Here is a 14047-nt window from a genome sequence, read left to right as displayed (position 1 = left end):
GGATGAACAGCTAAATAGTCCGCTACGCGTTCGGCAGATAGTGCGTCTCGTTCATCGACCTGACCACCGCGGGCCCGTCGTCGAACCAGTCGACGGTGCACAGCGACGCCGTGTCGAGATGCACCCGGTACAGGATCGTGTCGGGGGCGTCGAGGGCGAGCTGGAGCATCGTCTTGATCGGCGTGACGTGCGAGACGACCAGGACGGTCTGGTGCCGGTAGCGCACGAGCAGCTTGTCCCGCGCGACGGCCACCCGCTGGGCGACGGACGTGAAGCTCTCCCCGCCGGTCGGGGGGTAGCCGGAGTCCGAGAGCCAGGCCGCGAGGTCATCGGGCCAGCGCTCGGCGACCTCGGCGAAGGAGTGGCCCTCCCACGCGCCGAAGTCGGTCTCGCGAAAGCCCTCGTCGGTGCGGATCTCCGCGCCGGTGACGGCCGCGACGGCCTTGGCGGTGTCCTGGGCGCGGCGCAGCGGGGACACGACGATCACGTCGATCCCGGCGTTCGCCAGATGCCGGGCGGCGGCCTCTGCCTGGGCGAAGCCGACGTCCGTCAGGGGGATGTCGCCGACGCCCGCGAACCGCCGCTCGACCGACAGCGGGGTCTGGCCGTGCCGGAGCAGCAGGGTGCGGGTCGGCTGGGTGGTCGGAGGCACCCAGCCGCCCTTGCGCGGCGGCTCGGCGGGCTCGGCGGCCTCCGCGACCGGGGTCGAGGGCGACCAGATCTCCCCGCGCGCGGCGGCGTCCATGGCGGCGTTGGCCAGAGCGTCGGCGCGGGTGTTGCGGGCGCGCGGAATCCAGGTGTAGGAGATCGCGGCGAACCCGGACGCGGCGTCGCGGGCCTCCAGCGCCAGCGGCTTCATGTCCGGGTGCTTGATCTGCCAGCGGCCCGACATCTGCTCGACGACGAGCTTGGAGTCCATCCTGACCTCCACCCGCGCGCCGGGGTCGAGGGCGGCGGCGGCCCGCAGCCCCGCGATGAGGCCGCGGTACTCCGCGACGTTGTTGGTGGCACGCCCGATGGCCTCGGCGGCCTCCGCGAGCAGTTCGCCGGTGACCCCGTCGATGACGACGGCGCCGTACCCGGCAGGGCCGGGGTTGCCGCGCGAGCCGCCGTCCGCCTCGACGATCAGCTTCCGGCTCACAGGCCGGACTCGGGGGTGCGGACGAGGATGCGGCGACACTCCTCGCAGCGGACCACGTCGTCGGCGGCGGCGGCGCGGATGCGGTTCAGGTCGGAGGTGTTGAGCGCCAGCCGGCAGCCCTGGCACTGGCCGCGGGTGAGCGCGGCGGCGCCGACGCCGCCGAACTGGTCGCGCAGCTTCTCGTACAGGCCGAGGAGGTCGGCGGGGATGTCGGAGGCGACGCCCTTGCGCGCGTCGGCGGTGAGCGCGGCCTGGCCCGCGATCTCCTGCTCGGCCTTGTCCTTGCGCTCGTTCAGGTCGGCGAGCGTGGTGTCGAGTTCGCGCTGGTCGCCCTCGACGGCGGCGACGCGGCCTTCGGCCTCCTCGCGCCGCTCCATGATCTCCAGGACGACCTCCTCGAGGTCGCTCTGGCGGCGCTGGAGGGAGGCGATCTCGGACTGGAGGGAGGCGAGGTCCTTGGCCGAGGTCACCATGCCGGAGTCCAGCCGCTTGGCGTCGCGGTCGGCCCGGGTGCGGACCTGGTCGACGTCCTGCTCTGCCTTGGTCTGCTCGCGGTCGAGGTCGCCGAGTTCGGTGCGGGCGCCCACGAGCTTGTCGCGCAGCTCGGCGATCCTGCCCTCCAGGGCCGCAAGTTCCGCGATCTCGGGAAGGGTGCGGCGGCGGTGCGCGAGCCGGTCGAGGGTGGAGTCGAGTTCCTGGAGGTCGAGCAGACGGATCTGGTCTCGGGGTGCGGCTTTCACTGGGCTCCTTCGGCGGCGTGGGTCCAGGCGTCGGTGACGAGCGTGGACACCCGGGTCTTGACGTGCGGGGTGAGGAAGGCGGCGAGATCGGCCAGCCATGGCCACTCGGTCGCCCAGTGCGCTGCGTCCACGAACGCCATCGGCCCGCTTTCCAGGGACTCGGAGACGGGGTGGTGGCGCAGGTCCGCGGTGAGGTAGACGTCGGCTCCCGCCGCCCGGGCGGTGTCGATCAGCGAGTCGCCCGCTCCCCCGCAGACGGCGACGGTCCGCACGACGCGGTCGGGGTCGCCGGCGGCGCGCACGCCCCAGGCGGTCCTGGGCAGCGCGGCGGCGGCGCGGGCGGTGAACTCGCGCAGCGCGACGGGTTCGGCGAGCTCCCCGATCCGGCCGAGGCCGCGCCGGGGGTCGGCGGGCGAGGGGCTGAGCGGGCGGAGCGCCCCGGTGACGCCGACGGCGCGGGCCAGGGCGTCGGACACTCCGGGGTCGGCCACGTCGGCGTTGGTGTGCGCGGTGTAGAGCGCCACGCCGGAGCCGATCATCCGGTGGACCGTCCGGCCCTTGGGCGTGTTCGCGGGAACGCCGTGGACGCCGCGCAGGAGCAGCGGGTGGTGGGTGATGAGGAGCTGGGCGCCGTCGGCGATCGCCTCGTCCACCACGGCGGCGACGGGGTCGACGGCCAGCAGCACCGAGCCGATCTCGGATTCGGGGTCGCCGCACACGAGTCCCACCGCGTCCCAGGCCTCCGCCCAAGCCGGGTCGTATCGGCCCTCGATCCGGCGGATCAGTTCGGAGAGACGCACGTCCGAAAGGTTATCGTGGTTTCGCACCGGTCTTCCTGGATCCGAGCCGGAGCGCTACCGTGCACGCTACGTCTCGGAAGAGACGGTGGGCACGGGGATCGAACGCGATCAAGGGGATCAAACTCGGCCGTGGGATCGTTGGAGTGTTCGTGAAGTCACCGTTCCGCCGCCGCAAGCGGTCGAAGAAGGCCGAGGAGCTGCGCCGCAAGGCGAAGCTGGAGGCCAAGATGGCCGTGCCCGAGTGGGCCCACGAGGGCACCGGGGGCGGCGGGTTGATGTCCGCGCTGCGCGGTGACGGGGAGGCCGGGGCCGGGTTCGGCGCCGGGATCTTCGAGGATCTGCACGCCGCGTTCAGCGGCGCGAAGAAGATCCAACTCCAGGAGCAGGAGGCCGAGAAGCTCCGCCGTGTCGACGACCACGAGCAGGAGGGCGACGCACCCAAGAGCGTCCGGCCCGATCTGGATTCGGGGCGGATCAGGATCACCCCGCGGCGGGCCCCGTCCGCCGAGGAGCCGAACGAGAGCTGATCCGGCCGCCGCTCCTGGCGCCGTGATCTTCCGGCCCCCGCAGACACGCCCGTGAGGGCCCGTGTGCGGGGGCTTCGTCGTGTCCGGGGGCGAGGGTCACCGGCGCGTCCGGGCGGCCGCCTCCGGGGGCTTGCGGGCCGGGCGGAGCCCGTGCTGGAGCGTCGCCTCGTCGAGCCAGGCGCCCAGCCGCGGCCAGGTGGTGGCGCGGGCGGCGCGGCCGGTGAGGACGCCGAGGTGGCTGCCGGGGGCGGTGGCGAACCTGACCTCCGGGCTGCCGATGAGCAGACGGGTGAGCGGGTGGACGGCGGCGAGCGGCGCGAAGGCGTCGTCGCGGCCGGCGAGGACCAGGACGGGGACGCGGACGTCGGACAGGGCGACGCGCCGCCCGCCGACGAGCACGGCGCCCGAGGCGAGGTCGCCGCGGTGGAAGAAGCGGGCGGCGGCCTGCGCGGCGGCCGGGTCGGCGGCCGACACGCGGGCGGCGAACGCCTCGCGCGCCTCGGCCTGGGCGAGGAAGTCCGCGTCGTCGAGATGCATCAGCATTTTCATCGGACGCGTCAGACGTGCATCCAGATCGCACATCTCATAACCGCGCAGCAGCGGTTCCGGCGCAATTCTCTGAACGGCGCCGGGGAGTGCTCCGCGGCTTCCCGAGACATGGGTGATCAGATCGGCGCCGACGGGGACCGCGGTGCGGTCGACGGGTGCGGCGATGGTGGCGAGGGAGGCCAGGGGCAGTGTCGGGTCGGCCGCGGCGGCGAGCACCGCGAGGAGGCCGCCGAGGCTCCAGCCGACCAGTTGGACGGGCTGGCCCCCGGCGTCGCGGCTGATCCGCCGGACGGCGTCGGGGAGGGCCTCGCCGATCCAGGCGGCGGGCCCGCTCGGGCGCTCGGCGGTGTCGGCGGGGGCGAGATCCAGCAGGTGGACGCGCCTTCCGGTGGCCACCAGATGGGCGGCGAGGCTGCCGCCGCGGCGTAGGTCGAACGCCCAGGCGGCGCCCGGCACGGGCGGGGGGACGAGCAGGACGGGCGGTCCCGTGGCGATGACGGAAGCGGCCGGACGGTACCGGAGCAGCGCCCCGGAGCCGCCGACGGGATCGGACGGGGCCGGGGTCAGGTCGGCGAGCGCCCCGTGCCGCAGACGGTGCGCGGCGTTGACACTCGCGTCGCGGATCTTTTTCGGGGAGGGAAACATCACCACAGTATTCCACGACCAATCACGAGCCGATTTCAAGGACCGAACCCGGACACCTGCGACCTGCGCTTACTCTTACCTATCAGGAAAATTCGTGTCGCTTATCACACGGCCATGTCGACCGCGTTAAATCGACCTCCCGGAGCGGACGGTAGCCGGGACCGTTCCCAGAAAGGGTCCGGCCCCGGTCACATCCGGACCTATCGGCCGGTCCGCCCTGCAAGGCCGCCCGGACGGCCGCATAATGACAGCTACGGCCAGTCACTGATCATGTTCCGGACGGTGTCTTTGACGATCATCAGACCGATGGCGAAGGAGCCGGGCGTCCCGCGGTGGGGCGTGTTCGGCAAGGTCCCGGGAAGGGCCGCATCCGGCCCCGTCCAGGCGGTGGAGCCGCTGATCGCGGCGTTCCGGGCGGCCCACCCGGCGGCCGATCCGGCGGAGCTGCGGCGCGCCTACGAAGTGGCCGAGCGGATGCACCGCGGCCAGATGCGCAAGTCGGGCAACCCCTACATCACCCACCCGCTGGCGGTGGCGACGATCCTTGCCGGGCTCGGCATGGACCGGACCTGCCTGATCGCGGCGCTGCTGCACGACACCGTCGAGGACACCGCCTACACGCTCGGCGAGGTGCGCGCGGACTTCGGCGACGAGGTCGCGGTGATCGTCGACGGGGTGACCAAGCTCGACGGGGCGCGCTGGGGCAAGGAGACCGCGGAGGCCGAGACGTTCCGCAAGATCGTCCTGGCCGCGGCCGCCGACCTGCGGGTGCTCATCATCAAGCTCGCCGACAGGCTGCACAACCTGCGCACGCTGGGCGCGCAGCCGCCGCACAAGCGGGAGCGGATCGCCCGCGCGACGCTCGACCTGCTCATCCCGTTCGCCGACCGGCTCGGCATCCACGTCCTGAAGCGCGAGATGGACGATCTCGCGTTCGCCACCCTCGACCCCGAGGCGTTCGCCGAGACCCAGCAGAAGGTGCGGGAGGTTCTTCCGCAGGTCGAGGCCGAGCTCGGCCCCGCCGCCGCAATGCTGCGGAGCGCGCTCGCCGACAGCGGGGTGCTCGCCGAAGTGGAGCTGCGCCCGCGCCATCTGCACAGCGTCCACAAGACGCTTCCCGGCGACATCTCGGGGCTGCGCCCGAGCGAGGTCATCCGATTCCTCGTCCTGGTCGACGGCTCGGAGCAGGACTGCTACGTGGCGCTCGGCGCGGTCCACGGGGCGCTGCATCCGATCGCCGGGCGGGTGAAGGACTACATCGCGATCCCCCGCTTCAACCTGTACCGGGGTCTGCACACCGTCCTCATCGGCCCGGACGGCGACATGCTCGACGTGATCATCCGGAACCGGCGCATGCACGAGGTGGCCGAATACGGCCTCATCGCGCACATCCGGCAGGGCAACGGGGACGAGGCCGCCGAGGAGTTCGCGGGCCGCCGGGACCTCGCCTGGCTGGCCCGGCTGCTGGCGTGGCAGTCCGACGCCCCGTCGGCGGCGTTCCTCGACGGGTTGCGCACCGACCTGCGCGAGGGCAACATGCCGATCTTCACCCCCGAAGGGCTGATCGTCCCGCTTCCTCCCCGCTCGACCGCCCTGGACTACGCCTACGCGCTCGACCCGGAGACCGGCGAGCACAGCATCGGCGCGCTCATCAACGGCCGCCTCGCGCCGCTCTCGGCCGAGGTGCGGCTCGGCAACGTCGTGGAGATCCTCACCGCGCCGGACGCCTGCCCCGGCCCCGACTGGCTGGAGTTCGCGCGCACCGCGCAGGCCCGCGTCCACATCCAGGGCTTCCTCGACGCCCAGGCCGCCGACGAGCGGGCGCGGGCCGGCCGGGAGGCGCTCAACGCGGCCCTGGCCGCCCAGGGCGTCGACCTGCTGGCCGCCGAGACCGCGGGAGACTCCCTGGGCGTCGCCCGCTCCCTCGGCCACAGCAGCCCCGAATCCCTCTACCTGGCCCTCGCCGACGGAGCCCTCCCCCTGCCCGACGCCCTGTCCCGTTTCGCCACCCGAGACCTCACCCCAGACCCTCCCGAACCGCCGAAGGATCGCTAAGCTCCGCGATCACCCCCACGGATGGAGCGAGCGATGCGACGTACAGTTCAGGCCCTTTGGGCGGCGGGAGCCGCGGCGGGAGTGCTGCTCGCCTCCGTCCTCGCGGTGCCCGCCGCGCCCGCGTCGGCGGCCCCGTACCGCTGGACGCCCCTGATGAGGATCGGCGGCGACAGCCCCTGGTTCCCCGGCGAGATCCAGGCCTTCGGTCGAAACGACGTCTGGCTGTTCACCGAGGCCTCGGCCGAGGCCGATCCCGCGACTCCCCGCGCGCACCACTGGAACGGCGCCTCCTGGACGGAGTTCCCGGTGCCCGCCCAGGTGACGGGCCTGGTCGGAGGGATCGCGGCAGGCTCGGCCAAGGACATCTGGGCCCAGATCTGGACCGGAGACTCCTCCTACGACGGGGTGCTGCGCTGGAACGGCAAGGCGTGGTCGGAGGCGCGGCGGCAGTCCCTCGGCAGCGCCTTCCTCCCCGGCGGGCTGGTGGCCTTCGGCAAGGACCGCGCCCGGATCTTCCACCACCGCAACGGCCGCACCGACACCCTCACGTTCGGCGGCGGGACCGCGAAGCGCAAGACCTGGCGCGGCCGGGAACTCCTGATGCCCTCGGGGTCCGCGCCGGACGACGTGTGGGCCCTCGGCCTGTCAGAACGCTCCCCTGTCTTCCCCCGCGAGATCCAGAGGTTCGACGGAACCCGCTGGCACAAGGTCGTGCCGCCCGCGTCGGTGCTCTCCTGCGGCGGAGAGAAGTGCCCGCCGAGTTCCTACGGCGAGATCGTCGCGGTGTCGAAGAAGAGCGTCTTCGTCACCTATGACATCTCCGTCGAGAGCGAGGACATCGAGCCGCTCAAGCCGCGCTGGCGGGTGCTGCGCTGGAACGGCAAGGCGTGGAAGCGACTCGGCAAGGACCACCGGCACTGGGTGCACAGCGCCGTCTCCGACAGGGCCGGCGGCCTGTGGGCGGTCGAGCAGGACCCCGACAGAGGAAGCGTGGTCGTCCACCTCGACAAGAGGGGCAGGCTCACGCGCTACCCCTACCGCCCCGCTCCCGACGGCTTCTCCTATCGGGACGTCACCGTGGCTCGGGACGGAACGGTCTTCGTCAGCGCCGTCCCCTCCTTCCTCGCCCCCGGCCCCCGGTATGTGTGGCGGCTGGACCGCTGAGGGCTCAGAGGGCCGGGGCCGGGTCGCCGGAGCCGTAGACGTCCCAGAGTTCGCCGAGGAAGAAGCGACCGAAGCGGGTGAGGGCCCTGAGGTCGTCGGGGCCTTCGGTGCGGAACGTGGTGAGCTGCTCCAGGAAGTCGGCGAGGCGGATGTGCAGGGTGCCCGCGCCGAGCACGGCGGCGCCGGAGTCGGCGTCGGTGTGGCCGGCGAGGATCCGGTAGTAGAGCGTGGTCGTGTCGGGCCAAATGTGGGTCGGCGGGCCCACCTGGATGTCCTTCCAGCCCGCGAGGGTGCGGGGCTCCCCGTGCACGTCGGTGAAGTGCAGGAGGTAGCGCATCTCGCGGCGGTCGGCCCGCGCGCCCGGCACCACGAACAGGTTGAACGAGCCCTTCTCCACCCGGCGCCGGCCGCCGAAGGACGCCGCGTCGATCCAGCCCTCGGCACTCGCCAGGTGCGAAGACTCGGCGAGGAAGCGGTCGACGTCGTCGGCGGTGATGGTGAGGCGGAAGGAGAGCTTCTCGCCCGCCTCGCCCCCGTGCGGCTCGCTCGCCCCCGCGACGTAGCCGCCCTTCATCTCCTCGGTGAACGACAGCGCCGTGCTCCCCCGGGGCCGTCCGCCGTTCGAGGCCGCGGCCCGGACGGAGGCGGGCCCCTGCGCCGTCTCCGCCGCGAGGTCGCCGTGCAGCATCTGCCGGCTCATCCGCTCGGCCAGCGCCGCGATCGTCAGCGACGGGTTCGCGCCGACCGGCCCCGGCATCGCCGCCCCGTCGGCGATGTAGAGACCGGGGAAGCCGAACACCTCGCCGAACGGGTCGCAGACGCCTTCGCCCGCGTGCCTGCCGAGCGGTGCGCCGCCCAGCGGGTGCACGCTCACCACGCGCTTGCGCAGCCACAGCGGGTTGTCGACGTAGTCCGCCCCGAGGACGTCGCCGATCCGCCGCATCGTCGTGCGGAGCCGATCGAAGTACTCCCGGCTGGTCTCCACCGACCAGTCCGCGGTGAGGTTCCCGTCGCGGTCGAGCGCGAGGACCCCGTCAGGGACGTCGCGGCCCATGCCGAGCAGCGGGAGCGCGTGCGCCGACAGCGACCTGCCCGACAGGAGCTGCGACACCTCGGCGGACATGTTGGTGTCGCCGTCGCCGGTGAGGAAGTCGGTGAACCGCTCCCAGAGCAGCTTGACCGCGCGGGTCAACTGCCCCGGCATGTCCAGGCCGGCCGCCATGAAGTCGACGAAACCCGGGAAGCCGCCCTCCTCGATGTAGGCACCGCGCCCGGTCCCGAACCCGTCGAGCTGGTCCGGGAGCCGGATCGTGCTGGTGATCACCGGCCCCTTGGCGACGTCCAGCGGCCCGGAGCGGTCGCTGTCCTTGACGCCGGTGAGGAAGGTGAGCAGGTCGCCGTTCCCGCACAGCCGCGTGCCGAGCGCGGGGCTGATGCCCGGCAGCGCCGAGCGCAGCAGCAGCCGTGTGGTCCCGAACGTCCCGGCGGCAAGGACGAGCCGGGCGCACCCGAGCGTCCCCTTGGCACTGCCGCCGGTCTCCGGGTCGTGCCGGACGTAGTCGACGAGGTAGCCCCCGCCTTCCCGCGTCCGGATCCCCTCGACCTCGTGCAGCGTCCGCAGCTCGGCCCCCCGAGCCGCGGCCGCCGACAGATAGGTGTGGTCGAGGGAGTTCTTGGCTCCGTCGTTGCAGCCGATGTCGCACTCTCCGCAGAGCCTGCACGTGGTGCGGCGCACCCCGTGCAGGTTCGGGTACGGACCCTCCGCCAGCGGTGCGCCCGGCTCCGGCACGGCCCCTGTGTGCGTGCCGAAGCTCACCGCGAGCGGCGGACGGAACCAGTCGAGCCCCAGCTCGGCGGCCGCGTCCTGCATCGCGTGCGTCTTGGGGGTGGCGGCGTACGGCGGGTGCTCCACCGGGTACGGCGCCACTCCGATCATGCGCTCGACCTCGTCGTAGAACGGGTCGAGGTCCGTGCGGGTCACCGGCCAGTGCTCGTAGCCGCCCCCCGGCAGCCCCTGCTCGTGCACGAACCAGTGCTCGTCCTTGCGCAGCAGCACGTTGGCGTAGATCAGCGACCCGCCGCCGAGGCCCGCCGAGACGACCGAGTCGAAGCCCTTGAAGCGCCAGACGTCGAACATCCCGTAGAGCCGTTCGGCCGGGTCCCAGAAGGCGCGGGAGAGCTCCGACGGCCTGCGCGGGAACTCCCCCGGTGCGTAGGAGCGCCCCCGCTCCAGCAGCACCGTGGAAAGGCCCGCCTCGGCCAGCCGCAGCGCCGCGACCGAGCCGCCGAACCCGGAGCCGACGACGATCGCGTCGACGGTCTCCACCTGATCGCCTGCCATCGGCTCAGACCGCCTTCTTCCTGAGGAACTCGACGATGCGGGGGAAGACGTCCTCATGCGCCCTCTTCCCGATGAAAGGGTCGACGTGGCCGTAGCCGGGCAGCAGCTCCAGCTCGTGCCTGCCGGGGGCGGCCTGCTCCAGGGCCGCATGGGTGACGATGTTGCTGTCGGTGAACACGTGGTTGGCGGTCCCGGCCAGGAGCAGGATCGGGGTCTCCACCGCGCCGAGGTCGGCCATGACGTCGGGCAGGCGGGTGTCGGTGTCGTCGAAGGGGACGATGTGCCCGGCCGCGGCCATCTTGGCGACGTGCCGGTAGTAGTGGACGCCGCTGGCGCCGCACAGGTCCTCCATGCGCTCATGGGTGGCCTCGTGCAGCATCTCGTGCGAGAACATCGCCGGTCTGCCGTCGCCCCACATGAAGCTGAGCATGTGGCAGGCCGAGTCGCGGCACTCGCGGTGGAACAGCGAGACGGCGCGGGAGAAGGCCCTGCGCCGGGTGAACCACGGGGCGTCGCCGAACCGCGGGTCGAGGACGGGCATGCCGAGCCCGTACTCCGCGAGGCCCGGACCGAACCGCAGCTTCAGGCCGGCCCACTTGGACACCCGCGGGTGCAGCGAGACGCTGTTGGCGACGACGCTGGTGATCTGGTCGACCTTGCCGCCGAAGAGGCCGGCCATGAAGGTCACCGAGCCGAGGCAGTGCGCGATCACGTGGATCCTGCGGTCCCCGACGACCTCGCGCAGCGCCTCGATCGCCGCGGGGTGGTCGAAGGCGGCGACGTCGTCAAGCGTATGACGGTGCGTTTCCATGTCGTAGGGGAAGCGGTTGCTCATCCGGTAGTCGAGCGTCCACACGTCGGTGAACCCGGAGTCGAGCAGGTACGAGACGAGGTTGGTGTGCTCGGGCATGATGAACATGTCCCGGGACAGGGTGAGACCGTGGATGAGCAGGACCACGTCGTCGCAGTCCGCGCGGTGGAACCGGGTCAGGCTGAGGCCCAGGCCGTCCTCGGTGGCGAACAGCCGCTCGGACATCTCCGTGCCCGTCACCCCCTGAAGGGTGAACCTGGGTATCCGGTCGGTCATCTCTCCTCGTTTCGCAAGGGTGCGGCGGTCTCCCGCCGGTGACCACCTTCCCGCACACCCGGCCCGGGGGACATCGGGGGAAACACTGAGCTTGTGGGTTTAAGTCTGGGTACGTACCGATCCGCCTACCCAGAGACGGAGCCCGTACCTTCCCGGGCGGCGGGCGCGTGCCCCGCGGGCAGGTCGCGGACGGCGCCGGCGACGCCCACCCGGGACGTCACCTCCAGCTTGGCGAAGATGTTCGACAGGTGGGTCTCCACCGTCCGCACGCTGATCACGAGCTTGTCGGCGATCTGCTGGTTGCTGTGGTCCTCGGCGACGAGCAGGGCCACCTCCAGCTCACGGCGCGACAGGCCGCCCGGGCCGCCCGCCCGGCCCCTGCGCTGCACCGGCACCCGGATGCCGAGCGCCCGCTGCTCCCGGACGGCCAGCGCGTGCAGGCCCTCCGCGCCGTGCGCGGCGAACACTCCGACCGCCTCGGCGAGGTCGGCGAGCGCGGCGTCGCGGTCCGGCTCCAGCGATCCGGCGGTGAGCCTGGCCCTGCCCTGCTCCAGCGGATGCCCTTCCAGCAGCCGGGCTGCCTCGCGGGCGCGCGGCGCGGACCGCTCGGCGTGCGCGGCGGCGAGTTCCACGAGGCCGCGGCCGTAGTCCCAGTCGTCCTGGAGCGCGCCGGCCGCGAGGTCGGACCAGCGGCGCGCCTCGGCGAAGGCCCCGCGGCCCGCCTCGGCCCAGGCGAGCAGCTCCGCGCACGACAGCAGGGTCGCCGGGTCGAGCACCGGGTCGCGGAAGTCGTCGCAGGCCGCGCGGAGCAGGGCCACACCCTCGTGCGTCCGGCCGGCGGCGAGCAGCGCCAGGCCGTGGGCGTGCCGGAACATCGACCCCCACACCTCGCCGTCGCCCGTCCCCGTGGCCTCGGCCTCCGCCGCGTGCTCCAGCGCGCGGGCGGTGTCCCCGGCCCAGGCCGCCGCGAGGCAGCCCTGGGTCCGGGCGAACACGAGCTGCATGCCCGAGCCGATCATCCGGGCGATGTCGGCGGCCTCCTCGGCCAGCGCGGACGCCTCGGCCAGCGAGCCGGACATCGCCAGGGCGCGGGCCTGCCCGGCGAGCATGTTCGCCACGACGTAGCCCATCTCGTGCGGCCGGGCGATCGCCACGAGCCGGGAGAAGTGGGCGACGGCGCGGGCCGGGCGGCCGAACAGGGTCTCGGTCCAGCCCGCCCAGGTGAGGATGTCCATCCAGTCGATCAGGTGCTCGTCCGGGGTGAGGAGGAGCTGCTGGGCGGCGACCTCCATGAACCGCCGCGCCTCCTCGGTGCGGCCGATCGCGTGCGCGGGCAGCCCGCGCAGCGCCGCCACCGCCACCTCCAGGCCGGGCGGCCAGTCGCGTCCGATGTCGGGGATCATGTCCAGGACGGCCTGGGCCGCCCGCTTGTCGTTGCGCAGCAGGCTCTCGGCGACCAGCCGCAAACGCAAAGGGATCGCCAGCGCCGCCTGCTGGCGCGGCAGCCGCTTCAGCTCGGCGAGCAGCACCGCGCGCGCCTGCCGGGGCCGGTCGAGCTGGCGCTCCACCAGGGCCATGGCCCGCACCACGTGCGCGCGCATCACATGGTCGTCCTCGCCGAGCAGGCCGAGGACCTCTGTCGCGGTCCGGTGGGCGCCTTCGAGGCGGCCGCTGGCCAGCTGGGCGCGGACCAGCTCGACGAGCAGGGCCACCCGCTGCGGGTCGCCCGGCCGGATCAGGCGCAGCGCCGAACGGAGCCGGTACCCGGCCGTCGCCGGGGCGGGGCCCGCCGCGGCCCGCGCGGCCTCGACGAGCACGTCGATCGCGCCCTGGTCGCCGAACCGCGCGGACCGCTCCACGTGCCGGGCGCGGAGCGCCGCGGGCGCGCCGAGCGCGGCGAGATGGGCGGCGACCCGGCCGTGCGCGGCCAGGCGCCAGCCGGCGGCGGCCTGCAGGTACACCGCCTGGCGGACCAGCGGGTGCCGGAACCGGAACCTGCCCGGCGCCGACGGCCGCACCACGTCCCGCGCGACGAGTTCGTCGATCGCGGCGAGGGCGAAGTCCTCGGAGATGTCGGCGGCGACCGCGACGAGGACCGGATCGAACTCCTCGGCCGCCACGGCGGCGCCCTGCGCGGCGGCCTTCCCGCCCGCGGACAGGCGGCTGACCTCCAGCTGGAGCGCCGCGCGGACGGGGCCGGGCAGCTCGTCGGACTCCTCGACGTCGCCTCCGGCGTGCTCGCCGCGGGCCAGGGCGTCCAGGTAGAAGGGGTTGCCCCCGGCGGCCTCGTAGAGGCGGCGGCAGCGCTCGCCGCCCGGATCCAGGCCGAGCAGCTCGCCGGCCTCGGCCAGGGAGAGCGGCCCTACGGTCATCCGCTCGCCGGACTCCGACAGCGCGCCCAGCCGCGGCATCGCCTGGACGGGCCGGTAGGCGATCGCGACGAGGACCTGGCCGCGCGGAGGATGCCGGACGAGATGGTCCAGGAGCTCCACGGTGGCCTGGTCGGCCCAGTGCAGGTCGTCGAGGATCAGCACGAGGCCTTCGGCGCGGGCCAGCTCGTCCATGAGCTGGCGGGCCGCCTTGTGCAGGCGGTAGCGGCCGGACGCGCCCGTGCCCTCGCCCGCGGCGTCCTCCAGCGCGGGGAACATCGTGCCGAGCAGGCGGACCGTTCCCGGGCCGAGCCTGCGCGAGACGTCGGGGGCGGCTTCGAGGTGGTCGTCGAGGGCGTCGACGACGGCGCCGTAGGGCATCTCCTCGTCGAACTCCGCGGCCCTGCCCCACAGGGTGAGCCTGCCGCGGCCGCGCGCGGAGGCGGCCAGCTCGGCCAGCAGGCGGGACTTGCCCACACCCGGGTCCCCGAGGAGGGACAGGAACGTGAAGCCCGGCCGGTCGAGGACCTCGGCGAAGGCCGTCAGCGCGTCGGCTCTGCCGACCAGGCGGTCGGCAGTCGGCGAGGGATGGTCGGAGGGCACCTGTCTGCTCCGGAGGGGGCGGGGCG

10 protein-coding genes are annotated in these 14047 nt (G+C 73.3%); 3 read left to right on the top strand and 7 right to left on the bottom strand.

Features of this window, described 5'->3' with window-relative positions:
- Positions 1-22: 22 nt before the first annotated feature.
- From ACYVOM_RS25710 to ACYVOM_RS25700, 3 genes are read right to left on the bottom strand one after another with little or no spacing between them, the layout of a single operon-like run.
- On the bottom strand, positions 23-1141 hold the full coding sequence (locus ACYVOM_RS25710) for a bifunctional RNase H/acid phosphatase (RefSeq protein ID WP_460306065.1): 1119 nt from the start codon (positions 1139-1141) through the stop codon (positions 23-25).
- Complete coding sequence (locus ACYVOM_RS25705; protein ID WP_460306064.1) at positions 1138-1881, bottom strand: zinc ribbon domain-containing protein; 744 nt, start codon at positions 1879-1881, stop codon at positions 1138-1140. Before ACYVOM_RS25705 ends, ACYVOM_RS25710 begins: the two co-directional genes overlap by 4 nt.
- Positions 1878-2681, bottom strand: coding sequence for a Nif3-like dinuclear metal center hexameric protein (locus tag ACYVOM_RS25700; RefSeq protein ID WP_460306063.1), 804 nt, complete (start codon positions 2679-2681; stop codon positions 1878-1880). The genes ACYVOM_RS25705 and ACYVOM_RS25700 overlap by 4 nt, the downstream gene beginning before the upstream one ends.
- 149 nt (positions 2682-2830) lie before the next feature.
- Between ACYVOM_RS25700 and ACYVOM_RS25695 the strand changes: the two genes are divergently transcribed.
- Positions 2831-3208 carry a DUF6191 domain-containing protein gene (locus ACYVOM_RS25695; protein WP_460306062.1) on the top strand — a complete coding sequence of 126 codons (378 nt, stop codon included), beginning with the start codon at positions 2831-2833 and terminating at the stop codon, positions 3206-3208.
- 96 nt (positions 3209-3304) lie between these two features.
- Here the strand turns inward: ACYVOM_RS25695 and ACYVOM_RS25690 are convergent, their stop codons facing one another.
- The gene (locus ACYVOM_RS25690) at positions 3305-4402 is read right to left on the bottom strand and encodes an alpha/beta fold hydrolase (protein ID WP_460306172.1); all 1098 of its coding nucleotides are present in this window, start codon (positions 4400-4402) and stop codon (positions 3305-3307) included.
- A 306-nt stretch (positions 4403-4708) separates the two neighbouring features.
- Between ACYVOM_RS25690 and ACYVOM_RS25685 the strand changes: the two genes are divergently transcribed.
- Both ACYVOM_RS25685 and ACYVOM_RS25680 read left to right on the top strand, forming a co-directional pair.
- Entirely contained in the window at positions 4709-6457 is a 1749-nt protein-coding gene (locus ACYVOM_RS25685) for a RelA/SpoT family protein (RefSeq protein ID WP_460306061.1), read from the top strand.
- 33 nt (positions 6458-6490) lie between these two features.
- Positions 6491-7621 (top strand): hypothetical protein, encoded by a 1131-nt coding sequence (locus ACYVOM_RS25680; RefSeq protein WP_460306060.1) that lies wholly within the window; start codon positions 6491-6493, stop codon positions 7619-7621.
- 4 nt (positions 7622-7625) lie between these two features.
- Here the strand turns inward: ACYVOM_RS25680 and ACYVOM_RS25675 are convergent, their stop codons facing one another.
- The 3 genes from ACYVOM_RS25675 to ACYVOM_RS25665 form a co-directional block, all read right to left on the bottom strand.
- Positions 7626-9962, bottom strand: coding sequence for a GMC oxidoreductase (locus ACYVOM_RS25675; protein WP_460306059.1), 2337 nt, complete (start codon positions 9960-9962; stop codon positions 7626-7628).
- 4 nt (positions 9963-9966) lie between these two features.
- Positions 9967-11049, bottom strand: a complete 1083-nt coding sequence (locus ACYVOM_RS25670; RefSeq protein ID WP_460306058.1) for an alpha/beta fold hydrolase — start codon at positions 11047-11049, stop codon at positions 9967-9969.
- A gap of 125 nt (positions 11050-11174) precedes the next feature.
- Entirely contained in the window at positions 11175-14021 is a 2847-nt protein-coding gene (locus ACYVOM_RS25665; protein ID WP_460306057.1) for a helix-turn-helix transcriptional regulator, read from the bottom strand.
- Positions 14022-14047 lie beyond the last annotated feature (26 nt).

Source organism: Actinocorallia aurea (assembly GCF_054783995.1).
This window is presented reverse-complemented; position numbering and strand designations above follow the sequence as displayed.